20 protein-coding genes, 1 pseudogene and 1 other annotated feature are annotated in these 24,546 nt (G+C 38.3%); of the genes and pseudogenes, 19 read left to right on the top strand and 2 right to left on the bottom strand.

The annotated features are described in order from the left end of the window. Position 1: 1 nt before the first annotated feature. Positions 2-1,090 carry a 3-phosphoserine/phosphohydroxythreonine transaminase gene (serC, locus tag I589_RS16350; RefSeq protein ID WP_010766865.1) on the bottom strand — a complete coding sequence of 363 codons (1,089 nt, stop codon included), beginning with the start codon at positions 1,088-1,090 and terminating at the stop codon, positions 2-4. 234 nt (positions 1,091-1,324) lie between these two features. On the opposite strand from serC, the gene I589_RS16345 reads away from it, so the two are divergent. The 12 genes and pseudogenes from I589_RS16345 (at position 1,325) to I589_RS16290 (ending at position 12,021) form a co-directional block, all read left to right on the top strand. Continuing rightward, the gene (locus I589_RS16345) at positions 1,325-1,852 is read left to right on the top strand and encodes a dCTP deaminase/dUTPase family protein (protein ID WP_010766866.1); all 528 of its coding nucleotides are present in this window, start codon (positions 1,325-1,327) and stop codon (positions 1,850-1,852) included. A gap of 80 nt (positions 1,853-1,932) precedes the next feature. After that, positions 1,933-3,312, top strand: a complete 1,380-nt coding sequence (radA, locus tag I589_RS16340) for a DNA repair protein RadA (protein ID WP_010766867.1) — start codon at positions 1,933-1,935, stop codon at positions 3,310-3,312. Between the two features lie 196 nt (positions 3,313-3,508). After that, entirely contained in the window at positions 3,509-4,648 is a 1,140-nt protein-coding gene (locus I589_RS16335; protein WP_010766868.1) for a PIN/TRAM domain-containing protein, read from the top strand. 222 nt (positions 4,649-4,870) lie between these two features. Beyond that, entirely contained in the window at positions 4,871-6,328 is a 1,458-nt protein-coding gene (gene gltX / locus I589_RS16330; RefSeq protein ID WP_010766869.1) for a glutamate--tRNA ligase, read from the top strand. Continuing rightward, positions 6,328-6,548 (top strand) — a binding site (T-box leader). It overlaps the preceding gene by 1 nt. Positions 6,549-6,720: 172 nt before the next feature. Then, positions 6,721-7,269 (top strand): serine O-acetyltransferase EpsC, encoded by a 549-nt coding sequence (gene epsC / locus I589_RS16325; protein WP_010766870.1) that lies wholly within the window; start codon positions 6,721-6,723, stop codon positions 7,267-7,269. Continuing rightward, on the top strand, positions 7,253-8,665 hold the full coding sequence (gene cysS / locus I589_RS16320) for a cysteine--tRNA ligase (protein ID WP_010766871.1): 1,413 nt from the start codon (positions 7,253-7,255) through the stop codon (positions 8,663-8,665). The genes epsC and cysS overlap by 17 nt, the downstream gene beginning before the upstream one ends. Further along, the gene (locus I589_RS16315; RefSeq protein WP_010766872.1) at positions 8,662-9,054 is read left to right on the top strand and encodes a Mini-ribonuclease 3; all 393 of its coding nucleotides are present in this window, start codon (positions 8,662-8,664) and stop codon (positions 9,052-9,054) included. The genes cysS and I589_RS16315 overlap by 4 nt, the downstream gene beginning before the upstream one ends. Before the next feature lie 182 nt (positions 9,055-9,236). Beyond that, positions 9,237-9,974, top strand: a pseudogene (rlmB, locus tag I589_RS16310) (23S rRNA (guanosine(2251)-2'-O)-methyltransferase RlmB); the annotation flags it as partial. A gap of 5 nt (positions 9,975-9,979) precedes the next feature. Beyond that, the gene (locus I589_RS16305) at positions 9,980-10,507 is read left to right on the top strand and encodes an NYN domain-containing protein (protein WP_010766874.1); all 528 of its coding nucleotides are present in this window, start codon (positions 9,980-9,982) and stop codon (positions 10,505-10,507) included. 79 nt (positions 10,508-10,586) lie between these two features. Beyond that, positions 10,587-11,153, top strand: a complete 567-nt coding sequence (locus I589_RS16300) for a sigma-70 family RNA polymerase sigma factor (protein ID WP_010766875.1) — start codon at positions 10,587-10,589, stop codon at positions 11,151-11,153. Positions 11,154-11,280: 127 nt separating this feature from the next. Then, on the top strand, positions 11,281-11,526 hold the full coding sequence (locus I589_RS16295; protein ID WP_010766876.1) for a Veg family protein: 246 nt from the start codon (positions 11,281-11,283) through the stop codon (positions 11,524-11,526). Between the two features lie 60 nt (positions 11,527-11,586). Then, complete coding sequence (locus tag I589_RS16290; RefSeq protein ID WP_034685537.1) at positions 11,587-12,021, top strand: GNAT family N-acetyltransferase; 435 nt, start codon at positions 11,587-11,589, stop codon at positions 12,019-12,021. A 79-nt stretch (positions 12,022-12,100) separates the two neighbouring features. Here I589_RS16290 and mscL read toward each other — a convergent pair whose 3' ends face one another. Then, positions 12,101-12,550 carry a large conductance mechanosensitive channel protein MscL gene (mscL, locus tag I589_RS16285; protein WP_010766878.1) on the bottom strand — a complete coding sequence of 150 codons (450 nt, stop codon included), beginning with the start codon at positions 12,548-12,550 and terminating at the stop codon, positions 12,101-12,103. 158 nt (positions 12,551-12,708) lie between these two features. On the opposite strand from mscL, the gene yfmF reads away from it, so the two are divergent. The 7 genes from yfmF to I589_RS16250 all read left to right on the top strand — a co-directional run. Further along, complete coding sequence (gene yfmF / locus I589_RS16280; RefSeq protein ID WP_010766879.1) at positions 12,709-13,977, top strand: EF-P 5-aminopentanol modification-associated protein YfmF; 1,269 nt, start codon at positions 12,709-12,711, stop codon at positions 13,975-13,977. Continuing rightward, the gene (gene yfmH, locus I589_RS16275; RefSeq protein WP_010766880.1) at positions 13,970-15,262 is read left to right on the top strand and encodes an EF-P 5-aminopentanol modification-associated protein YfmH; all 1,293 of its coding nucleotides are present in this window, start codon (positions 13,970-13,972) and stop codon (positions 15,260-15,262) included. The genes yfmF and yfmH overlap by 8 nt, the downstream gene beginning before the upstream one ends. A gap of 772 nt (positions 15,263-16,034) precedes the next feature. After that, positions 16,035-16,949 carry a helix-turn-helix domain-containing protein gene (locus I589_RS16270; RefSeq protein WP_010766881.1) on the top strand — a complete coding sequence of 305 codons (915 nt, stop codon included), beginning with the start codon at positions 16,035-16,037 and terminating at the stop codon, positions 16,947-16,949. A gap of 330 nt (positions 16,950-17,279) precedes the next feature. Continuing rightward, positions 17,280-17,858 (top strand): CDP-diacylglycerol--glycerol-3-phosphate 3-phosphatidyltransferase, encoded by a 579-nt coding sequence (gene pgsA, locus I589_RS16265; protein WP_010766882.1) that lies wholly within the window; start codon positions 17,280-17,282, stop codon positions 17,856-17,858. 155 nt (positions 17,859-18,013) lie between these two features. Beyond that, entirely contained in the window at positions 18,014-19,261 is a 1,248-nt protein-coding gene (locus I589_RS16260) for a competence/damage-inducible protein A (RefSeq protein ID WP_010766883.1), read from the top strand. 112 nt (positions 19,262-19,373) lie between these two features. Next, on the top strand, positions 19,374-20,417 hold the full coding sequence (recA, locus tag I589_RS16255) for a recombinase RecA (RefSeq protein WP_010766884.1): 1,044 nt from the start codon (positions 19,374-19,376) through the stop codon (positions 20,415-20,417). A gap of 608 nt (positions 20,418-21,025) precedes the next feature. Continuing rightward, positions 21,026-24,546, top strand: a 3,521-nt coding sequence (locus tag I589_RS16250) for a beta strand repeat-containing protein (protein ID WP_016250114.1), incomplete at its 3' end; no start/stop codon positions are given.

Raw genomic sequence — 24,546 nt, 5'->3', positions numbered from 1 at the left:
GTTAGTTTCCTCCATTTTCTTTTTCAAAGGCTTGCATGAAATCAATGAGCGCGTGGACACCTGCTATTGGAAATGCATTATATAGACTGGCACGCATCCCGCCAACTAAACGATGTCCTTTTAAATTTTCTAAGCCCATTTCTGTAGCTTCGGCAATGAATTTTTTATCCAAAGTCTCATTTCCTGTGATGAATGGAATATTGGTTAGCGAGCGATTAGCGGGATTGACAGGACTTGAAAACAGAGAAGAACGCTCAAGCGCTTGATAAAGAAGTGCAGCTTTTTCTTGATCTTGTTTGAACATTCCTGCAGCTGCTCCCTGTTCTTTTATCCATTCAAAAACAAGCTTTGCCATATAGATAGAAAATGTCGGAGGCGTGTTATAAAGAGAATGACTCTCTGCTTGGATTTTGTAATCAAGCATGGCGCTTGGAACTTCTGAAAGACCTAGTAAATCTTCTCGAATGATGACAACGGTCAATCCTGCAGGACCAATATTTTTTTGAGCCCCGGCATAAATGACGCCAAAATCTTCGACATTGTATTCATTAGCTAGGATATTTGAAGACATATCTGCGACCAAAGGAACCTTTCCTGTTTTAGGCAGGGTTGTAAAGGCAGTTCCTTCAATTGTATTGTTTGTTGTGATATGAACATAGGCAGCATCTGGATCAATCATCTCTTCAGTAACTTCCGGAATATAAGTGAAATTTTTTTCTTCACTGCTGGCAATCACTTCAACAGTGACGTTTGATAGTTTCTTCGCTTCAGAAATTGCTTTTTTTGACCAAGTTCCTGTGTTTATATATTGTGCTTTTTTATTTTGTGCGAGATTTAATGGTATCATTGTAAACTGAAGGCTTGCCCCTCCTTGTAAAAATAGCACGCGATAATTGTTTGGAATTTGCATAAGCTCTCTTAACAATTGCTCAGCATCTTGAATAATTGATTCAAATAAGGAGGAGCGATGACTCAGTTCCATAACGGACATTCCGCTGTTTTGGTAATTCAAAAGTTCGGATTTTGCTTTTTCCAATACAGGTTTAGGTAAAACGGCGGGACCGGCAGAAAAATTATACACAGTTTTCATACATCTATCTCTCCTTTTTTGTCATTATTCAATTAAAATTGAATAAAAATAAATGTGAAAACAATTATAACAGAAAGCGTTAGATGATAACAGTCTAATTTTCCTCGAGAAAAAGAGAGAGAATGAGGAAATTTTGTCTTAAAAAAGAAAACTTACTGAATATTTACTTAAGGCAGTTAGAAATGTAACCTCTCTATGTTAAAATAATTTTAAGAGAAATTAGGAGGGACATTAATGAGAAAAAGAGGATTTGAGATTGTTTCTACATTTGAAGATAAAGGGTTAAATTTACCACAAAGAGCAACAAAACATGCGGCTGGCTATGACTTTGAAGCAGCAAGTGATGTGACGATCCCAAGTATATGGAAGTCGGGAATTTTTGAAGGATTAAAAACACTTTTGGGAAAAGACGAACAATCTATTACCCAAGAAGAAAAGAAGCTGAAACCAGTATTAGTTCCAACTGGAATTAAGTCTTATATGGGAGACGAGGAGTATTTACAGTTAGCCAATCGTTCAAGTAATCCATTGAAACGTTTTTTAATTTTATCAAATGGGGTAGGCGTGATTGACAGCGACTATTACAATAATCCAGATAATGAAGGACACATTATGTTTCAATTTACTAATTTTGGTCTCAGAGATGTTCAAATTAAAAAGGGAGAACGAATTGGACAAGGGATTTTCCTGCCGTTTTTAAAAGCAGATCAAGATGTATCTGGAAACGTTCGGACAGGTGGCTTTGGTTCATCAAATAAATAAGAAGAAAATGGGTTTAAAGCGTAATTTATAGTAAGAATATGATAGAATAAAGAGACATCCAAAAGGTGAGGAGACGAGAGATGGCTAAAAAAGCAAAAGCACAATTCGTTTGTCAATCTTGTGGGTATGTATCACCAAAATATTTAGGACGATGTCCAAACTGTGGGCAATGGAACTCCATGGTAGAAGAGATTATTCAAGATACAACCGATCGCCGAGTGCGTACAAGTATAACAGGACAAAAAGCACAGCCAACAAAGCTGACTGATGTTATTCCTAAGAAGGAACCTAGAGTAAAAACAAAGCTTTCTGAATTAAATCGTGTGTTAGGCGGCGGAGTTGTTCCAGGCTCACTTGTTTTAATTGGTGGGGATCCCGGAATTGGGAAATCAACCTTACTTTTACAAGTGTCACAGCAATTAGCAGCCACAGGTGGGAAAGTCCTGTATGTATCAGGAGAAGAAAGTGCGGATCAAATCAAGATGCGTGCAGAGCGTCTGGGTGCGATTGATAATGAATTTTATTTGTATGCAGAGACAGATATGCATGAAATTAGCAGGGCAATCGAGAATATGGCGCCTGATTATGTCATTATTGACTCCATTCAAACCATGACGCAGCCAGATATTACAAGCGTTGCGGGGAGTGTTAGTCAGGTTCGTGAGACAACCGCAGAACTTTTAAAGCTTGCAAAAACAAATGGTATTGCCATTTTTATTGTGGGACATGTTACAAAAGAAGGCTCCATTGCAGGTCCTCGGATGTTAGAGCATATGGTTGATACTGTTTTATATTTTGAAGGAGAAAAGCATCACAGCTTTCGAATTTTGCGGGCAGTCAAAAACCGATTTGGTTCCACCAATGAAATTGGAATTTTTGAAATGCGCGAGCAAGGGCTAGTCGAAGTGGCGAACCCTTCACAAGTCTTTTTAGAAGAGCGTCTAGCAGGAGCAACGGGTTCTGCTATTGTGGTTGCGATGGAAGGAAGCCGTCCTATCTTGGTGGAAGTTCAGGCACTGGTTACTCCTACCATGTTTGGAAATGCGAAACGAACGACGACTGGCTTAGATTTTAATCGAGTTTCGTTAATCATGGCAGTTCTTGAAAAGCGAGCAGGGTTGCTGTTGCAAAATCAGGATGCTTATTTAAAAGCAGCAGGTGGCGTAAAGCTTAATGAACCAGCAATTGATTTGGCGGTGGCGGTAAGTATCGCCTCAAGCTATCGGGAAAAAGGAACCAAAACGACCGAATGTTTTATTGGCGAGATTGGACTGACAGGAGAAATTCGTCGGGTAAGCCACATTGAACAACGAGTACGTGAAGTTCAAAAGCTAGGCTTTACAAAAGTCTATCTGCCCAAAAATAATTTAAGCGGTTGGGAGCCTCCTAAAGGAATTGAAGTTGTGGGTGTCGCAACGATAGGAGAAACCCTTAGAAAAGTTTTTGGCGCTTCAAATTAAAGAAATAGACAAAATGTAAAATGAATCAGTTGAAGAGTCGGAGACATACCTGTTATTAGTTACTCCAGACCTTCTAAAATCTAACTAGTAGGTTGGGAATAGAAGAAAATCCTGTCCCAACCTCTGATTCTTTCTATAGAAAAAAGACTCATTGAGCGTTTTCGTATACAATAAAAAATAAACTGGAGGGATGAATATGCAAAAACGAGTAATTACATTGTTAATGGTCATTGCCGGCGCAAGTTTAGGCATTTCTTTTTTACCAACGGCTTGGAAAGCGTTAGGTTACAGCAATAATAACTGGCTCAACAATTATTTAGTCAATAGCTTGCTTGGTGCACTTATTTTCTTTTTATTATCTTTACTATTGGCAAAATACATTGTGACAGGACTAAGACGTATTGAAACAAAATTAAGCGAGGTAAGTTTAACTTATCTGTTGTTTGGTGCGGTAGGTGCCATCATTGGCTTAACATTAGGAGTGATACTCTCTACTCCCCTATACAATTTAGAACTACCATTCATCAATAGCGTGGTTCCTATTTTACTAATGATTATCTTGGGTTATTTAGGCTTTAGAATGGGGACAACACGAATTGAAGAATGGAAGAAAATTTTCACTCCTAAACAAAAAAAGACAGACAGCGCACCAGAAAGCCAACTGCTAGACAGAAAAGTGGAGGATCATTTCCACAAATATAAAATCTTAGATACAAGCGTCATTATTGACGGACGAATTTATGATATTGCGAAATCAGGATTTTTAGAGGGCGTGATATTGATTCCAAACTTTGTTTTATATGAACTGCAGTATATCGCAGATTCAGGAGATAGCTTAAAGCGTGTACGTGGTCGTCGGGGACTGGATATCCTAAATTCTTTACAAAAAGAAGAGGGAATCACTGTTGAAATGTACGACGGAGATTTTGAGGACATCACAGAAGTGGACAGTAAGCTCATCAAATTAGCGAAGCTTTTAGATGGTGTAGTAGTAACTAATGACTATAATTTGAACAAAGTTTCAGAGTTTCAAAATGTTCCGGTGTTAAATATCAATGCGTTAGCCAATGCAGTCAAACCTGTAGTGATTCCGGGAGAAACGATGGAAGTCTTATTAGTGAAAGCCGGAACTGAGCGACAGCAAGGAGTTGCTTATCTGGATGACGGAACAATGATTGTGGTTGAAGATGGGCAGCACTATATGAATGAACGTATTCAAGTAGTGGTAACAAGCGCACTTCAAACGGCAGCAGGTCGAATGATTTTTGCAAAGCCTGCACATTCTGGTCGGGGGATTGACGGAGCAAAAGGGTCTGCGAACAAAAAAGAAAAATAATCTTCATTAGGAAGGAAAAGTTCAGAGACTTAGCTTTACTAATTTGCGTATTGATTGTACAATTTTAGCTGAACAGTCAATGAGAAACATGCAAGAATAAGTGGAAAGAAAACTCGATTTTTATTTACTGCTATCTGAATGGAAGAAAAGGTTTTTATTGACAAGAATCTATCGTTCTCTTTGTAAAGATACTTAGAGAAAAGTAAGGAAAGAGGAAGAATTATGACGAAAGTACGTGTACGTTATGCACCAAGTCCAACCGGTCATTTACACATTGGAAATGCGCGAACAGCATTATTCAACTATCTATTTGCCCGTCACAATGATGGAGATTTCATTATCCGTATCGAGGATACTGACCAAAAAAGAAATATTGAAGATGGCGAAAAAAGCCAACTAGAAAACTTAGCTTGGTTAGGAATGGATTGGGATGAATCACCAGAAAATCCTGGGGAATATGGTCCTTACCGTCAATCAGAAAGAAAAGAAATTTATCAACCGCTAATTGATCAGTTGTTAGCGAGCAACCATGCTTACAAATGCTATTGTACAGAAGAAGAGCTTGAAGCAGAAAGAGATGCGCAGCGTGCACGTGGAGAAATGCCCCACTATGCTGGAAAATGTGCCAACCTAACACCTTCAGAACAAGCAGAAAAAGAAGCACAAGGATTAGAGCCAGTGATTCGTTTCCGTGTTCCTAGAAACTCTTCATTTACATTTAATGATATGGTCAAAGGAGAAATTGTTTTTGAATCAGATAATGTCGGCGGCGATTTTGTTATCCAAAAACGTGATGGCATGCCAACGTATAACTTTGCCGTAGCAGTAGATGATCACATGATGAAAATTACACACGTATTGCGTGGAGACGACCACATTGCCAATACGCCAAAACAATTGATGGTCTATGAAGCATTTGGTTGGACACCGCCTGTGTTTGGTCATATGACGTTAATTATTAATACAGAAACTGGGAAAAAATTAAGTAAACGCGATGAGTCTATTCTTCAATTTATTGAACAGTATCGCGAACTGGGGTATTTACCAGAAGCAATGTTTAACTTTATTTCTCTATTAGGCTGGTCACCAGTGGGAGAAGAAGAACTCTTCAATCAAGAAGAATTGATTAAAATGTTTGATCCAAGTCGATTAAGCAAATCACCTGCTGCATTTGATGCGAAAAAATTAGAGTGGGTAAACAATCATTACATCAAAGAAATGGATTTAGATGTTTTAACAGACATGTGTATTCCTTATCTTGCAGCAGATGGACGAATTGAAAAAGAGCTAACACCTGAAAAATTAGAATGGTTGAAAAAAGTTGTCAGCTTGTATCAACCTCAAATGAGCTATGCAGCAGAAATCGTCGATGTCTCTAATCTATTCTTCATTGAACATCCTGTGTTGGATGAAGCAGCAAAAGAAGTATTGGCAGGAGAAACCGTGCCGACTGTTTTAGCAGCATTCAAAGCTCAGCTTGAAGCACTAGAAGTTGTGGATGTACCAAGCATTAAAGCGGCCATCAAAGCGGTTCAAAAAGAAACAGGCGTGAAAGGGAAAAATCTCTTTATGCCAATTCGTGTTGCTGTTTCAGGACAAATGCATGGTCCTGAATTAGGAGAAACGATCGAATTATTAGGAAAAGAAAAAGCGTTAGATCATTTAAATAAAGTTCTTTAATAAACACAATGAACAGAAAGAAGTAGCAAAATCAGCACCTTTAGAGAGACTGTGGTTGGTGAAAACAGTTGGTGACGATTTTGTGAAATGCATCTGGAAGTGGTTTGGGCGAAATAGAGGTAGCTCAAAACGATTGGCGTCGTTACACGCTTAGAGGCAGCTGTAAAAATGGATAGCTGTAAAAAAAAGTGGAACCACGCAGGAAAAGTGCGTCTTTTAGATAAGGAGACTTATTTAAAAGGCGTTTTTTTTATTAGAATTTTTTAGCGATTAAAAAATGGAATACTAAGAGGAAATCACAGACTTTGTTCCCGCCATTCATCAGTAAAACGCGTAGGATAAATAATTGAGTTATGTGCACTCTCGGTGGTGACAAAGAAAGGAGTCAGAGGATGAGCTGGTTTAAAAAAGGAATAGAAGCAGCAAAGAAAAATGATCCGGCTGCTCGTTCAACGATGGAAATCGTGTTGACCTATCCAGGATTTCACGCTCTTTTTTGGCATCGGGTTTCTCATGTTCTTTATCGTCGTCATTTCTATCTTTTGGCGAAGATGCATGCACAATTTTGGCGTTTCATTACGGGAGTTGAAATACATCCCGGTGCAAAAATTGCTGCAGGTGTGTTTATCGATCATGGGATGGGTGTCGTTATTGGAGAGACAGCTGAGATTGAAGAGGATGTAGTTCTTTTCCACGGCGTAACCTTGGGGGGAACAGGAAAAGATCACGGGAAAAGACATCCAACCGTAAAAAAAGGCGCATTGATTTCAGCAAATGCACAGATATTAGGACCTATTACAATTGGAGAAAAGGCAAAAATCGGAGCAAGTGCGGTTGTTATTAAAGATATACCAGACGGAGCGACAGCTGTGGGCATTCCTGCAAAGGTAGTACGAATAAATGGAGAGAAAGTGAGGAACACAGATGATTCAAATTTATAATACATTAACAAGAGAAAAAGAAGTCTTTCAACCGATTCAAGAAAACAAAGTAGGCATGTATGTTTGTGGTCCGACGGTTTATAACTATATTCATATTGGAAATGCGCGCAGTACAATCGCGTTTGATACTATTCGCCGCTACTTTGAATATCGTGGATATGAAGTAAACTATGTCTCTAATTTTACAGATGTAGATGATAAAATTATCCGGGCAGCAAAAGAATTGAACCTTACTGCACCAGAAGTAGCGAATCGATTTATTGAAGCATTTGAAGAAGATACAAAAGCATTGAATGTTCTTCCTGCAAATTTACATCCACGTGTGATGGATCATATGCCTGACATTATCACATTTATTGACGCTTTAATTGAAAAGGGCTATGCGTATGAATCATCAGGAGATGTCTATTATCGTACGCGTAAATTCCCTCAATATGGGCAGCTAAGCGATCAATCTGTCGATGAATTAGAGATAGGAGCAAGTCAACGTATGGGTGCAGAGCAACAGCTAAAAGAAGATCCATTAGACTTTGCTTTATGGAAATCAGCGAAGCCAGAAGAAATTTCGTGGGATTCGCCTTGGGGAAAAGGACGTCCAGGCTGGCATATCGAATGTTCTGTTATGGCGACAAAGCATCTTGGCGATACAATTGATATCCATGGAGGCGGACAAGATTTGGAGTTTCCTCATCATGAAAATGAAATTGCACAAAGTGAAGCGAAAACAGGGAAAACTTTTGCCAATTACTGGATGCATAACGGATATGTGACGATTGGTGAAGACGATGAAAAAATGAGCAAATCTCTGGGGAATTTCGTGACAGTACATGAATTGGTGAAGAAAGTTGATCCGCAAGTCCTGCGATTTTTCATGGCGACTACCCAGTATCGACGCCCAATTCGCTACAGTGAGACGACGCTAAAAGAAGCTGCAACAAATCTTCAAAAACTTCGTACAGCATTTGAAAATAGTCAATTTCGCTTAGCTTCAGCAGTAGAAACTACTCCTGAGGATGAACAAAAGCTAGAAGAATTAACCGTACTAGAGAATCGTTTCACAGAAGAGATGGATGATGATTTTAATACTGCAAATGGCATCACACTTGTTTATGAGTTTGCAAAATGGTTAAATACGTATAGTGAGGAAGCGGTGGTATCTAAAACTGTTTTGTCTGCAGGATTGGAAAAATATCGTCAGTGGCTCAGTATTTTCGGTATTGAATTTTTGTCTAATGAATTAGTGGACGAAGAAGTAGATCAATTGATTGAAGAACGTATTCAAGCACGAAAGAATCGTGATTTTGCTCGTAGTGATGAGATTCGCGATCAGCTAAAAGAACAAGGGATTATCTTGGAAGACACGCCTCAAGGAACGAGATGGAGAAGAGAGCTATGAGAGATCATACACAACTAAATGGCTTGGCACTAGCCTATGTCGGTGATGCAATTTATGAAATTTATATTCGGGACTACCTTGTAGAAGAGGGGTTAACAAAGCCTAATCAGCTTCATCGAACAGCGACACACTATGTTTCTGCAAAAGCACAGGCGATGCTTATTCAAGCGATGTTAGCAGAGAATCTGTTAACTGGAGAAGAAGAGCTTTTTTATAAGCGTGGACGAAATGCAAAGAGTCATACCAGTGCAAAAAATGCGGATATTACTACGTATCGAGTTGCGACAGGGTTTGAATCCTTGATGGGCTATCTTCATTTAACAAAACAAACGACACGGTTAGAAGAGCTAGTAGGCTGGTGTATAGAAAAGGTGGGTGAGCAAAAATGAAAAACGAAAAAAGAAAGAATGAACGTGAGCACGCGCAGTCAAAAAATAGAGGAAATGACCGAAGAAAATCAAGTGGTTTCCATGGAAAAGATGAGAAACGAAAGCAGACATCTTACCAGACGAAAACTAAACAGCAACGTCCAAAAGAAACGTATCAGTCTTCAGAACTTGCAGGAAGTTCTGAAGAATTAGCAGATAATTTTGTCTTTGGCTTCCATGCAACTACAGAGGCATTGCAGCAAGGTCGTGGAAATAAACTCTTTTTACAAGAGGATGCCCGTGGAGAAAAAATAGAAGAATTGAAGGCATTAGCTAAAGAGCAATCTGTTCCTGTAAAATGGGTACCTAAACAAAAGCTGGAGACCTTGAGCGATCATGGTGTGCATCAAGGAATGGTACTGGCTATTACCCCTTATGAATACCTTTCTCTAGAAGAATTACTAGAAGTGGGAGAAAAAGAAGAAGAACCATTCTTTTTAATTTTGGATAGCTTGGAAGATCCTCATAATTTTGGCTCAATCTTAAGAACAGCCGATGCAAGCGGGGTTACAGGCGTAATTATTCCCAAACATCGTGCAGTAGGAATTACACCAGTAGTAACCAAGGCTTCTACGGGAGCAGTTGAATATGTACCCATTGCTCGTGTGACGAATTTAACGCATGCAATTCAACAATTGAAGGAAAAGAACTTTTGGATTTTTGGTACGGATATGCAAGGTACAAACTACCAAAAATGGAATACAAAAGGGTCGATTGCCTTGATTGTTGGAAATGAAGGACGTGGTATGAGTCAAGGGCTGAAAAAAGAGGTAGACGAAATGCTCACAATACCAATGGTGGGTCATGTGCAAAGTTTGAATGCAGGAGTTGCAGCAGGCTTATTGATGTATGAAGTTGTGCGAAAGCGCCATGGAGGCTAACGAGTATGAAGAGTCAATTACTGATTGTGGATGGATACAATATGATTGGTGCTTGGCCTGAGCTAGTACAGCTAAAAAAGCAGGATCTGCTGGAAGACGCACGAGAGGCTTTGCTCAATCGTTTATCAAATTATGCAAAATATGAAGGAATAAAAATTATTGTTGTTTTTGATGCTCAGTTAGTTCCTGGTATTCAACAAAATTACAAGAAATATCAGTTATCCGTTGTTTTTACAAAAGAAGAGGAAACAGCTGATAGTTATATTGAACGGATTGCCGGAGAATTAAATACACGATTAACACAAGTGACAGTAGCGACAAGTGACTTGGCAGAACAATGGGTAGTCTTTTCACAAGGCGCTTTGCGAACCTCTGCCAATGAATTGTATAAGAGCATTAAAAAAACAGAAAAATCAATTGCTCAGGATAGTAAAGATATGCATTTTATTGACTTCCGACGAAACTCTCCGTGGAATGAAGACCAATTAAAAAAACTTTCCGAAAAGTTGGAAGATTTATCAAAAGATAAATAAACCCAATATAAGCAAATTTTCCTAATAAAATTAAATGGTATGCTTCTTCTGAAATAAACTTGGAAGGAGCACTTTTTTTATGGACATTATTAAGGCGGCAAAGGAGGGGGACGAGGATGCTTTTGCACAACTATTTCAACAATATCGCCCAATTGTTTATCATCTGCAGAAAAAGTATTATATACGGGATTTTGATTCGGATGACTGGTTACAAGAGGGGCAAATCATTTGTTATCAATCCCTGAAGGCATTTGATGAAAAAAATGGTGCAACCTTTGGCAGTTTTTTTAAGCGGGCCATGGAAAATCGAATTCGCAGTTTACTGCGCAGACAGCATGCATTAAAGAGACGGACAGCAGAGTTATCAGTATCATTGGAAGAAAAGATGGAAGTTGAAGGGTCAGAGTTTCTAGTGAGTAGCGGTTTTGAAGAACCGTATGCACTTGAAAATTTATTAATTAGAGAAGCCTTAGGAGACTATGAGTCTATCTTTTCAAGTTTTGAGAAAGAAGTACTAAATGCCTATCTGTTAGGAGAAAGTTTAGAAGATATTGCTGAAAAAAAATCTATGGATATTAAAAAAATTCGTAGTGCATATGACCGTGCGAAAAGAAAAATAGGCAATCAAATGAATGACTCTCGATAGAAAATGAAAAAAAGAAAAGAGTCCCTCATCTTTTTGTAAAGAAAATAATATTGCAATTCGTTTTTTTCTGTGGTAAACTTGTAATTTTTCATAATATATGATAGTATGTTACTTGAGGTGAACTTTTATGCCAACAACTTTAGCAACGATTAAAAAGGATTTAGAGGGACGTATCGGGAGTCAAATTATGTTAGTTGCTCAAACAGGGAGAAAGCGCCAAACAGAACGTAAGGGTGTGCTTACAGAAACGTATCCTTCTGTTTTTGTAGTGGATTTAGATCCAGATGAAAACTCTTTTGAGCGTGTTTCTTACAGCTATTCTGATGTACTGACAAGAACTGTCGAAATCGAATTCTTATCTGAAGCAATATAAACTAGAGGAGTGGGTGTGAGAATCCATTCTTCTTTTTTTTCTTTTGAAAGGGGCCTTTTTATGGAATATACCGTAAAAACATTTGATGAATTAACCACAGTAGAGTTTTATCAATTAATCAAAACAAGAATTGCTGTATTTGTTGTCGAGCAAAATTGTGCCTATCAGGAAGTAGATGCGTTAGATCCAGTTGCTTGGCATACGTATTTGAGAAACGGTGAAGAGATATGTGCCTATACTCGTGTATATAAAAGTAACGATGGGGTACACATTGGTCGTGTACTTGTAAAGGAAGATTATCGAAATCAGCAACTAGGAAGAAAGATTGTCCAGTTAACATTAGACTGGATTCAGTCCGTATTTCCTAATACGCCAATCATTATAGGCGCCCAAGCCCACTTGCAAAATTTTTATCGTACATTTGGGTTTCAGCCAACTTCTGAAGTGTATTTAGAAGATGATATTCCACACATTGATATGGAAATCCGTCCTTAAGCAAGAAAAGAACCTTAGCCGTCATTTTACAAATCACATTGTAGAATCACTCTAAGGTTCTTTTTTTATTTTTTGGGTTTTATTCTTTTGGTAAGTTTTCGCGTGTAGCTGTTTCGTTTGCTGTTTGTTTTTCTAGCAAGTCACGAATCTCACTTAAATAGATTTCAACAGCAGGTGTTTCTTCAATTACTTCTTCAGTTTCTGTTTTCTTACGAAGATTTTTCGCTCGATTGGCTGCTTTAACCACTAAGAATAAAACAAATCCGGTTAAGATAAAGGTAATAATCGCTGTAATGACATCACCAAAGGCAAATTTTACCCCCTTGACTGGTGAATAATCAAGTATTGAAGTTGCTTCTTGTAAGTCTTTGCCATTTGTAAACAAAGAAATGAATAAAGCAACTAATGGTGTAATCAGGCCTTCAACAATTTTATTAATAATAGCAGTAAAAGCACTCCCAATCACAACCCCAACAGCTAAATCTAGTACATCCCCTTTAGTGATAAACTCTTTAAATTCTTTAAGCACGTTGTTTCCTCCTTTACAATCGTTGGTTTAAGTATAACTAACAACCGAAAAAAGTTGAACTAATAAACATTTAAAATAGTTCAGAAATTCATAAAAGATTGTCTAGCTATGCTATAATTAATGATACTTGAAAGAAGTGTAAAGGAGCTTTTAAATAGATGATGACTGAATTAGTAAATGGGGTAAATCTTCATATTTTACCTACTGAAAAATATAAAACCTTACGAGTCTTTGTCCGCTTTACGACAAGACTAGACCAATCAACTATAACCAAAAGAACGCTGCTTAGCAGTTTATTGGAAACCAACAGCTTACATTACCCAGATCAAACGAAATTAAGTGCGCAGTTAGCGGAGCTTTATGGCGCAAGTTTTGGGCTAAATGTTGGAAAAAAAGGAAATCTTCACTGGTTAAATGCTGGTTTAAATGTGGTGAATGGAAAATATGTTTCTGATACAGAGCTGTTACCAGAGGTCGTTAATTTTCTGAAAGAGGTTTTATTTTTCCCGAATATACAAGAGGGAACCTTTGAACCAAAAACATTTGCGCTAGAGAAAGAAAACTTACGCTCTTATTTGGAAAGCTTAAAAGAAGACAAGCAAACCTATGCTTCTTACGCGCTACAGGAGTTATATTTTGGAAAAGATGAGCACCAGAAAATACCAAGTTTTGGTACGGTGGAAGCATTACAAAAGCTGACTGCACACGAGATGGCAGACTACTATCAAGAAATGATAACGAAAGATCAGGTAGATATATTTGTCGTAGGTGATGTAGACGAAAAAGAAGTGACTTCTCTGATGAAACAGCTACCTTTTGCCCCAAGAGAAGTGAGTCGTCCAGACATTTTTTACCGTCAACCAATTGAGAATATTATTGCCGAACGTCAAGAACAGGAGCCAATTACGCAAGCGAAGCTGAATCTTGCTTATACAACGAATATTTATTATGGGGAAGCCCAACGGTTTGCTTTGATGGTCTTTAATGGACTTTTTGGGGGATTTCCTCACTCCAAGCTGTTTATGAATGTTCGAGAAAAAGAGAGTCTGGCTTATTATGCTTCTAGTAGTGTTGACACATTTAGAGGGTATATGACGGTTCAAACAGGCATTGATGGTGAGAATAGAAACAAAGTGATGCATTTGGTTGCCGAACAGTTAGAGAGTCTTCGTCAAGGAGAAGTGTCTGAGCTGGAGTTAGCTCAAACGAAAGCCATGTTGAAAAACCAGTATCTTTTATCTTTAGATAGTCCACAGTCAGCAATTGAAACCAATTATTTAAATCACTGGCTGCCAGAGACCGCATTAACTGATGAAGAATGGTTAAACCGTTTGAATAAAATCACGATTGAAGAAGTTCAAGCCGTAGCGAAACAAGTAAAACTGCAAGCGATATTCTTTTTAGATGGGGAGAAAATCCATGAATAAAACTTACTATGAACAAATAAATGAAGTATTGTATGAAGAAACATTACCCAATGGCTTACGTGTCTTTTTATTACCAAAAAATGACTACCATAAAACCTATGGGCTCTTTACGACAGATTATGGCTCCATTGACAATGAATTTATTCCCTTAGGTGAAACAGCACTTACAAAAGTTCCAGATGGTATTGCTCATTTCTTAGAGCACAAAATGTTCGAAAAAGAAGAAGGCGATGTTTTTCAGCTTTTTGGACAACAAGGGGCCTCAGCCAATGCGTTTACCAGTTTTACGAAAACCAGTTATTTATTTTCAACAACAGATCAAGTGACAAAGAATTTGGAAACGCTGATTGATTTTGTTCAAGCGCCTTATTTTACGGAAGAGACCGTGGAAAAGGAAAAAGGAATCATTGGGCAGGAAATTCAAATGTATGAGGATGATGCTAATTGGCGCCTTTTTTTTGGCATACTAGGAAATTTGTATCCCAAACACCCGCTTCATATTGATATTGCTGGAACAGTTGAAAGTATTGCAGAAATAACGGCGGAAGATTTGTACACTTGTTACCATACATTTTACCACCCAAGTAATATGACTTTATTTGTTGTGGGAAAAATGGAGCCTGAGATAATGATGGAAACCATTCGTAAAAATCAGGCAAGTAAAGAGTTTGCTCCGGCAAAAGAGCTAGTTCGTCACTTTCCAAAAGAAGAAAAAACGGACATCATAAAAGAGAGTCAGCTTGAGATGGCCATCACACGACCTAAGTTTATTTTAGGCATAAAAGGAACAGCGGAGCTGCCAGAAGAAGGGCGTGAACTTCTTCGATTTAAGTTGGCGATGAGTCTGCTCATGCAGTTGCTATTAGGAAATACCTCTCAAAATTATTTAACGTTATATAATTCTGGAGTAATCGATGATTCCTTTGGTTTTGAATTTAATTTAGATCGAAGCTTTTATTTTGCTGATTTTGGCGGTGATGCGGAATTACCTAAAGAAGCAGCCGATGAAATTGAACGTGTATTAGTAAATTATAAAGAAAATACAGAAATTAACGAAGAAAATTTAATTCTTTTGAAGAAAAAAATGCTGGGAAAATATTTCCAGTCATTAAATTCGTTGGAATATATTGCCAATCAATTCACACAAAGTTTATTTGGTGAAACGACCTTGTTTGACATGCCTGAGGTTATTCAGTCAATTGAATTGTCCGATATATTCACTGTAGCAGACTCATTTATTCAGCCAGAAAACTTTAGCCGATTTTTTATGTATCCTAAAAAATAAGTTAGTCGATAGACCGTTTTTTTCGAGTAAATGAAAGTCAAGGAAGCATGTGCCTGTAAAAACTGATTCTTTGAAGACCGTGTTGAGTGATAAGTGAAGCAAGGAGGGTGGGCTATAACTTGGATAGTTATAACCCACCCTCGTAAAATCTTAATAAAAGCTGGGAAGAGATGGCCCTATTTGGTGTTGCAAACCATGATAGTTCACCTCTAATGATGCACAGTCTCTACGCAGTTTCCGAAGCTGAACACTTCGGTTCCAATCTTTTTCCATCTATTCTTACAAACCAGAAAAAACTATTAAGTTTCGTTTTAGACTTGTAAGAAACCTATCCCAATCAAGAATTTTTTGTGGTATCCTTAGAGATGTTGGAAATAGAGAATTAGTTGTTTTCTGAGCGGTCAACAAGCTTGTCTTGTGGTGAATCTGCAGAGATAAGACATTTAGAAAAAAATCAAAAACAAGTAGATGATTTTGGCATTCCTGCATTATCTGCTATTATATTTTACAGATGTTTTATTCAAAAGAGTTACTGGATGATAGTCGTAACTATTACTTAGTAAAAATAGCCGTTGTTAACTAAGAAGCTGATGGATGTTACGAAAGCTGAGAAGCTAGACAATAGCTATATGGAATAGGAAACAAAGAAAAAAATCGTGAGAAAAAACCGCATACGATGCGAATGAAACATGATTGAAACGACAAATTAAATGACAGAAGTTGCCTTTTGGGGAACTGATTGAACGAAAAATAGACTGGAGAAGATGAGCGAGTGGCCAATGGATATATAGGAGCAAAATTACGGCAAGCCCGTTTAGATAAAAATATTTCGTTAGATGAACTACAGCAAATGACGAAAATTCAAAAACGCTATTTAGAGGCAATTGAATCAGACAATTATGATTCTTTACCCGGCACTTTTTATGTTCGCGCGTTTATTAGACAGTATGCGAATGCAGTAGGAGAAGACGGTGAACACCTAGTAGCGGTATTTAATGGGGAAGAGGATTTATATCCCGTAGAACGTATCAAACGTCCTGAGCCTGAACTTGCAAATGGTTCAAGAAAAGATATTTATGAAGAAGAGCATACACCCAATCGACTGATACGAAGTCTTCCTGCAATTGCTTTGGGCTTAGTGGCACTTGCTATCTTGATTGTTGTGTTTTATTATACTTGGCAAAACCGTCAATCTGATCCGATGATTGCAAGTCCGAACACTTCTATTAGTGTGGATGGCATTTCTGATACACAAACAAAAGAAACATCAAGCCAGACGACTGAATCTTCAACGGTGGAATCGACAGAAAGTTCAACACAAGAAACGTCTACAGAAGAATCGAAAGAATCTAAGATGAAGATTAGCCTGGACAGTGAATCTGGGGATGATGTGAACATGACGTTAGCCGAAGTAAAAGAGCCAATCAAACTTGATTTTGAAGGTCAAACGGGTCCTTGCTGGTTAGGGGTAATGGTTGATGGCGCCTATATTTATCAGTACACACTGCAACCAGATGAAAAACAATCAACGACATTGCCAGCCAATGTAGCTAACGCAACGATAATTATTGGTGCCGGTGCAAATGTTAAAATAAAAGCCAATGGTGAGAGTTTAGCCTTTAATCCAACCAATACAGCGTTAAGAAAAAATGTGAATATGACAATCACCTACCAGGAAAACAATTAAGAGATTGGGATAGCGGCATTCAGCTCTGAGAACCCATCAGGTACAGCTCTTCATCTGCTTTTGAAAGAAAAAGATGAAGAGAGGTACTTTCAGTTTGTTTCCGATACCTTCAACTCCAGCATGTTCCATGCGTCGAAGTTGTTGAGAGTGAAACGAAGTGGAGCTGAGTCCCTTCCTTCTCCAACCTTTAGCAATATTTTAGAAGTTCTGGAAGTAACTAGTATAGTTATGTCCCAGACTTTTCTTATTTTTTACATGAATAAAATGACTTTAGTGGAAAGTTTTAACTTCCTAACGTAGAATAATAGGGAGTAAGAGAGGGGTATTGTAGTGAATTTACCAAATAAATTAACGGTTTTACGTATTTTTATGATTCCTGTTTTTATTTTGATTATGGTTCTTAATCTGGACTGGGGAACGCTCCATGTGGGAGAGGTGAATCTAGCGGTTACACAACTAGTCGCAGCGATTATTTTTGCAGTGGCAAGCATCACCGACTGGCTAGATGGAAAAATAGCTCGCTCCCAAGGGCTAGTGACGAATTTCGGGAAATTTGCAGACCCATTAGCTGATAAAATGCTTGTTATGACGGCGTTTATTATGTTAGTTGGGCAAGATAAAGCGCCGAGTTGGGTTGTTGCAATTATTGTTTGTCGTGAATTAGCAGTAACAGGGCTACGTTTATTGTTAGTCGAAGGTGGCGAAGTCATGGCTGCAGCATGGCCAGGAAAAGTAAAGACGGCTACACAAATGGTGGCAATTATTTTATTACTAATTGACAATGTACCATTTAATCTTACAGGAATTCCAGTTGCACAAATTATGTTATATATTTGCTTAGTATTTACTATTTACTCAGGAGTAGATTACTTTGCCAAAAATAGTGATGTGTTTAAGGGATCAATGTAATACGGAATGAATAAGGTGCAGATTCATTTGCAACTATTCATTTTATCTATTGAATGAAGAGAAGTAGGAGCTAAATCATGTATTAGCTTCTTTTTTTTGATAAAATAAAAGAGAAAAGTAGAAAAGGCGTATGTTACTAGAGAAGAGGGAAAGTAATGAAGGCAGAGATTATTGCAGTTGGAACAGAATTATTGTTAGGGCAAGTTGTTAATACAAATGCAACATTTTTATCGGAGCAGCTCGCTGATTTGGGGATGGAGGTCTACTATCAAACCGTTGTAGGAGATAATCGGAATCGATTAGAGGAGCTGTTAAATTTAGCAGATAAACGAAGTGATTTGATTGTGTTATGCGGAGGTTTGGGACCAACAGAGGATGATTTGACAAAAGAGGTTGTCGCAAGGCATGTAGGCAAGTCTCTCGTACAGGATCCTAAGGGCTATCAGATTCTTCTACACTTTTTTGAAAACTCACAGCGAGTGATGACTGAAAATAATTTACAGCAGGCGTTAACAATCCAAGATAGTATTACGTTACAAAATCCAAATGGTTTGGCAGTAGGGTCATTGTATCAAGGAGAAAAGAGTACCTATTTATTATTACCGGGTCCCCCAAGCGAATTAAAACCAATGTTTCGCCAAAATGCAGTGCCAGAATTACAAAAGGTCTTTCCGACAGAGGAAAAGCTCTATTCAACAGTTCTACGTTTTTACGGCATTGGCGAATCGCAGTTAGTGACTGATCTCGCTGATTTAATTGATGGGCAAACGAATCCTACAATTGCTCCTTACGCTAAGGAAAACGAAGTCACGTTGCGAATCACTGTAAAAACAGGCGATGAGAATGAAGCAGAAAAATTGCTTAAAGAGCTAGAGCAAAAAATACTTCAGCGAGTGGGTGAATTTTTCTATGGCTATGGTGATGATAATAGTTTAGCAAAAGTAGTTGTTGATTTATTGCGGGCCCATGGAAAAACAGTGACAGCAGCGGAAAGTCTGACTGCTGGAATGTTTCAGTCAACCTTAGGCAGTATTTCTGGTGTTTCCGAAGTGTTCCCAGGAGGACTTGTCACCTATTCACCCAAACTAAAAATTGCACTTCTAGGGGTGAAAGAGGAGACTATCGAAAAATATGGCGTAGTGAGTGAAGAATGTGCAAAAGAAATGGCAGTAAATAGCTTAGCACTTGGACAAACGGATTTTGCGCTCTCCTTTACGGGTGTTGCTGGCCCAGATGAATTGGAAGGACAAGCAGCAGGAACCGTATGGATTGGCTTAGCAAAAAGGGATGGACAAGTGGAAGCACGCTGTTATCACTTTAATCGAAACCGTCAGTACGTCCAACAAAGTGCAGTCATGAAAGGCTTAGACTTAATTCGGCGGGCAATTTTAACAGAAAAATAAAAATGCGAATATTTGTTCGGTTTTTCTTGATTTTTTTGAAAAAAAAAGCTATTATTGATTTATTGAAAAGAAATGTAAACAGTATGTTTAAACTATAAGGAGGATTATCCGATTGGCAGATGATCGTAAAGCAGCCTTAGATGCTGCACTAAAAAGAATAGAAAAGAATTATGGTAAAGGCTCTATTATGAAGCTAGGCGAAAAAATTGACCAACAAATCTCTGTAATTCCAAGTGGTTCATTAGCCCTTGATGTTGCCTTAGGCGTTGGCGGATATCCTCGAGGAAGAATTGTTGAAGTTTATGGACCAGAAAGTTCAGGGAAAACAACCGTAGCCCTCCATGCAATTGCTGAAGTGCAAAAAAATGGAGGAACAGCAGCATTTATTGATGCGGAGCATGCGCTAGACCCTCAATATGCACAAAAATTAGGGGTAAATATTGATGAGTTACTACTTTCTCAGCCGGATACAGGAGAACAAGGACTGGAAATCGCTGATGCCTTGGTATCGAGTGGTGCAGTAGACATTGTTGTTATTGACTCGGTAGCAGCCTTAGTTCCTCGTGCAGAAATTGATGGAGAAATGGGTGATAGTCACGTGGGGCTTCAAGCACGTTTAATGTCACAAGCTTTGCGTAAACTATCAGGCTCAATTAATAAGACAAAGACAATTGCTATTTTCATCAACCAGATTCGTGAAAAAGTTGGTGTTATGTTCGGTAATCCAGAAGTGACTCCTGGCGGGCGTGCATTAAAATTTTATGCAACGATTCGTTTAGAAGTCCGTCGTGCAGAACAATTAAAACAAGGAACGGATATCGTAGGTAACCGTACGAAAATTAAAGTGGTAAAAAACAAAGTTGCTCCACCATTCAAAGTTGCTGAAGTCGATATGATGTATGGCTTAGGGATTTCTCAAGAAGGTGAGCTATTAGATATGGCTGTTGAGAAGGACATCGTTGATAAGAGTGGTGCATGGTACTCTTATAAAGAAGAACGAATTGGTCAAGGTCGTGAAAATGTGAAGATTTACATGTCGGAGCATCCTGAAATGATGGCTGAAATTTCAGCGCGCGTTCGTGAAGCGTATGGAATTGGTGATGGCTCAACGCTTGTAGAAGAAGGACAAGAAGAATTACCTTTAGATGCAGAGTAAAACTAAACAGATAAAATATAAATTAGAAGAGAAACAGTATTCTTAACAGAGATACTGTTTTTTTTTTGACTAAATTGAAGGATGACTTTTTCATAGTGTGTGTCTTCTAATAGTAAAAATTAAAAAAATGACGATTTTAGTTGTTTTTAAATATGTAATCGAAAGTAGAGATAATCAACTTTTTTAAAATTTAGACAAAATATTTCTTTTTTTAAACAAAATCTCTTTAAAAACGTACGTTTTCTTAAATTTTCTTCAAATTTTTGCCAATTTTAAATTAAGATTTTGTTTTATTAATGGTTATGTCTTCATGTCTAGATATAATGTAAGACCGGTTCAACTTAATGAAAATAATCAATTTTTTGAAAATTCATAAAAAATATTTTTGTTATTGAATTATTTTTCAAAAAAAAATTAATCGCTTATCCATAAGCTTTATAGGTGTTTTTTAATCAAAAAATATTGAAAAAAAAACGAAATTTGATTTTTTTACAAAAAAACGTTTAAAATTTTATCCATCATAAAGTATAGACTAATAATGTAGATGAGTTCGTTGATAACGATATTTGTTTATATACTTCAAAATTTTTTAAAAAGGAGGAGAAAAAGTGAAGAAAATCGCAACAATATTTTTTAGCTTGGTTTTGGTGATAAGTCCAGTTTGGATGTCTGCGACTGCAGTAGCCGAAACTGTTACATCAGATGAAACGGTTGACGAGTCATCTGTAATAGAAACCGAAGAAAAAACAGTATCGAGTCAATCATCTACAAATTCTACAAGCTCTTCGGAATCAAGCGAATCTATAGTTGGAGGCAGTGAAGAGTCTTCACAAGAAATGGTTGATGAAAGTGAAAAAACACTTGTTCATCATGTGACATTTCTAACAGACGCTAAACACAATTTCTCGTCAAATGTTACAGAAATCAAAGTAGAAAAGGAGGATACAAGCCAACTAACCTCTGAAGAAATTCCTGCAGCAGACCAGTTAGAGGATTTTTTAGGGTGGAAAATTGGCGATGAACTTTATTCAACGAAAGAGCTACAATCGTTGAAAATTACTAGTGATTTAACAATTATTTCTGTGTTTAAAGAAGTAAAAGCGAGATCAGCAAAGCTTGCAGTAAACACTTCTATTAAAGATGTGATTAGTGCAGCAGATAAAACGAAAGTGATTGTTGTGCCTGACCCAACGGATGCAAACAATGCGTACAAAGAATACGCAGCAAGTAGCGCAGGCGTTCGATCAGCATTAAATGATCTTTATCAAAACGGTGCAGGTGGCGACTACGTTTTATACATAGGTGCAAACGTATCTCTTACTGGCACTGGTATTCAGGCAAAAGTTGTACCTGCGACAGTAGATGCAACAAATGCAACGTTTTATGCGTTGGCTGGAAAAGTTGGCACATTGACTATTACTGGAAATTCAGATGATCCAATTACAACAGATACTGCAGTACCTGCAAATAGTAAAACATTGACATTTGGTACAGGTACAGCAAATAGTGTTTATTTTGGAACGTCAGTTATTTTTCGGAATATCTCTTATTCAGGTGCGAAGATGTACATGAATGGCCACAATCTAACTCTGACAGGTGGTTCTTCAGGGAATGGATTTAGTGTATATGGCGGAGCAGATAATGAAGATATTACGGGAAATCCGACGTTAACCTTGGATGCGACAGGCTCTGGTACGTGGGAGTTCTATGGTGGGAATGAAGCTGGAGGAACCTTAACCGGAAATCCAAGTATTGTCATTAATAATACCACTGGAAACATTGCAACTCTTAGTGGCGGCGCAAAATCTGGAACAGTCAAAGGAAATATTACAACAACCGTAACAAACACAAAAGGATATATTAATGAAATTTATGGAGCAGGTGTGGGAACAAGTGCAGCTCCTGCGAATACTGAGGGGACAGTTAATACAACCATAGATATTAAAGATTCAGCTTCAGGATTTTTATTTAATAAATTCTTTGGCGGAACGCTTTTTGGGAATATCACAGGACCAATCAATTCTCGTATCTCCGGATATGGCGGATTTAGAGGGACAACTGTTCGATTTACTGGTGGTTCTGGTACTGGCGATATTGGAACGGATGTAAGCAAAGATGTCATCACAAGCCTATTAGATATCAGCTTATATTCTGGAACATTAGATCAATTTGAAGGTGCTAATAATATTTCAGGAACGATTAAAGGAAATATTACAAGTACGGTTACGGCTGGTCCAACGGCAAGTAACGGAGGAATTAACTATTTCAATGGTGGAGCAGGGGAATCTGCCTCAAGATTAACGCAATCAACGATGGGCGCCAGCAATTTGACTACTTACGATGCCTATACTCCAGAGCAACGACAACAGCTTGCGGAAGATGCTGCTAAATTTAAGCTCTATGGGAACATTTATACAAAGGTTACCAAAGGCTCAATTGGTAATGGCGCTGGTTACTATGTTACTGCGGCAGGTCGTGCAGGCTATATCGAAGGAAATACAACCATCGAGCTTGGGACATACAAGGGTGATGGAACTGCTGGAGGAGAGGGACTTGTATACAGAGGCTCTATGCCATCTAATATGGCCTATTCTAACTCTACGAATACTCGTCCTTTTGGTGTACCGCTAGACGTTGTGGGTGCAGGTGGCAATGTAGGCGTTCGTTATCCAATTTACATTAAAGGAAATACGAAGACCATTCAAAATAATACGTTTGCACGTTGGACCTATGGCGGTGGATTTTCTGGCGTTGTTGAAGGAAACACATCCAATATCATGAATGCAGGTCTTGTAGATACTCTTGAAGGTGGCGGTTTTGAAACCGATAGAATCTTCGGTGACACGCATGCAACCGTAATGAATGGTCAAGTCGACTGGTTCCTATCTGGCGGTGGCTGGAGCGATAGTAAAATTGTAGGAAACGTTGGCGTGGAAGTTTACGATGGCGTAATCAATGCATCTATGGGAGGAACCTATGGAGTTGGGAGTCATTTGGTTACTGGAAACTCAGATAATTACGTTTATGGCGGTGATTTTTCTGGGAGAACACGTTCAGGAAACAATGGTTTCTCAGGCGGTGTAACTAATAGTGGAACCATTGCGGGAAACGCGAATTTAACGATTGATTTAAGAAATTACGATGGCGATTTTAAATTGCCAACCGGAACTTCTGTCACTGGCGGACGTCCTGCTGGGGTTAACACTAACCTTGGAACTGACGAAAACAATACAATTACGTTAAACATTTATGCAAAACCTGGAGTAGATTCACTTGCTGGAGCCAATATTTATGGCGATGGCGGGACAAATGCGGCAAACACGAAAAGTGGAAAAATCATCATGAATATTCAAGCTGATGGTTCTACGATTGGGAATTTGTATGCAACACAGTATTCCAACCTCTCAAACTCTAAAATTCTTCGAGATGTAGAAGTTAATCTGCAGGGGGCAAAAAGCATCAATGGATTATCTGGGGGAAATCAATCTGATAACTTTACGAATGCGATTGTCGCTGCAAGTACGAACAAGTCTGTCTTTACGATTGGTGCAAATGTAGATGGACTAGGTGTCTATCAAAAAGAGCCAATTAATAGTTCAGGAATAGGAGTACTGAATTTTACTTCGATGAATATTACGAATGGGCTTAAGTTGATGGCTTCTGGTGGAAATGTTAAAAACGGAAGTAGTGCAACTGCAGCAAATCACGGAACAACCTACAATGAATTTGGCGATGTTCACTTATCAAAAGGTGGCGGATTAGGAATTTCTACAACGACAGGGTTGATTTCCATTGGGAAGTTGACTGTGGAGGATGAAGGAACTATTGAGTCCCCTCCTGGCACTGGGAAAATCAATATCTCTGATTTTGAAACACCAGATGAGTCAAAAGATCGCTTAACGTGGATTGCTACCTCTCCGGCAGCGTCGGCAATGGTGGCAAGTAATGGTACGTGGTTTGGCTCGACAAAAGCGTTTCAAGTACTCACTGTCAATCCGACAATTAAAAATGCGGAGAGTATCAAGCCAATGAACTTTACAGGCTACGATAAAACAACCGGGAAAACGTATATCGGAGACAATGATGTAACCAAAGCTGGAAGCGGCTATGGGATCGCTTTACCCGGCTC

Origin of the sequence: Enterococcus phoeniculicola ATCC BAA-412, assembly GCF_000407505.1 — a bacterium.
GTDB classification, from domain to species: Bacteria; Bacillota; Bacilli; order Lactobacillales; family Enterococcaceae; genus Enterococcus_K; species Enterococcus_K phoeniculicola.
The sequence above is the reverse complement of the archived record's forward strand: the minus strand, read 5'-3'. Positions and strand labels throughout refer to the sequence as shown.

What these genes read in the sequence shown, in the direction of transcription:
- serC (WP_010766865.1), bottom strand. Translation starts at nt 1,090, where the DNA reads ATGAAAACTGTGTATAATTTTTCTGCCGGTCCCGCCGTTTTACCTAAA.
- I589_RS16295 (WP_010766876.1), top strand. Translation starts at nt 11,281, where the DNA reads ATGCCAACAACTTTAGCAACGATTAAAAAGGATTTAGAGGGACGTATC.
- I589_RS16345 (WP_010766866.1), top strand. Translation starts at nt 1,325, where the DNA reads ATGAGAAAAAGAGGATTTGAGATTGTTTCTACATTTGAAGATAAAGGG.
- yfmF (WP_010766879.1), top strand. Translation starts at nt 12,709, where the DNA reads ATGATGACTGAATTAGTAAATGGGGTAAATCTTCATATTTTACCTACT.
- epsC (WP_010766870.1), top strand. Translation starts at nt 6,721, where the DNA reads ATGAGCTGGTTTAAAAAAGGAATAGAAGCAGCAAAGAAAAATGATCCG.
- I589_RS16290 (WP_034685537.1), top strand. Translation starts at nt 11,587, where the DNA reads ATGGAATATACCGTAAAAACATTTGATGAATTAACCACAGTAGAGTTT.
- I589_RS16300 (WP_010766875.1), top strand. Translation starts at nt 10,587, where the DNA reads ATGGACATTATTAAGGCGGCAAAGGAGGGGGACGAGGATGCTTTTGCA.
- yfmH (WP_010766880.1), top strand. Translation starts at nt 13,970, where the DNA reads ATGAATAAAACTTACTATGAACAAATAAATGAAGTATTGTATGAAGAA.
- I589_RS16315 (WP_010766872.1), top strand. Translation starts at nt 8,662, where the DNA reads ATGAGAGATCATACACAACTAAATGGCTTGGCACTAGCCTATGTCGGT.
- I589_RS16335 (WP_010766868.1), top strand. Translation starts at nt 3,509, where the DNA reads ATGCAAAAACGAGTAATTACATTGTTAATGGTCATTGCCGGCGCAAGT.
- cysS (WP_010766871.1), top strand. Translation starts at nt 7,253, where the DNA reads ATGATTCAAATTTATAATACATTAACAAGAGAAAAAGAAGTCTTTCAA.
- radA (WP_010766867.1), top strand. Translation starts at nt 1,933, where the DNA reads ATGGCTAAAAAAGCAAAAGCACAATTCGTTTGTCAATCTTGTGGGTAT.
- I589_RS16305 (WP_010766874.1), top strand. Translation starts at nt 9,980, where the DNA reads ATGAAGAGTCAATTACTGATTGTGGATGGATACAATATGATTGGTGCT.
- I589_RS16260 (WP_010766883.1), top strand. Translation starts at nt 18,014, where the DNA reads ATGAAGGCAGAGATTATTGCAGTTGGAACAGAATTATTGTTAGGGCAA.
- gltX (WP_010766869.1), top strand. Translation starts at nt 4,871, where the DNA reads ATGACGAAAGTACGTGTACGTTATGCACCAAGTCCAACCGGTCATTTA.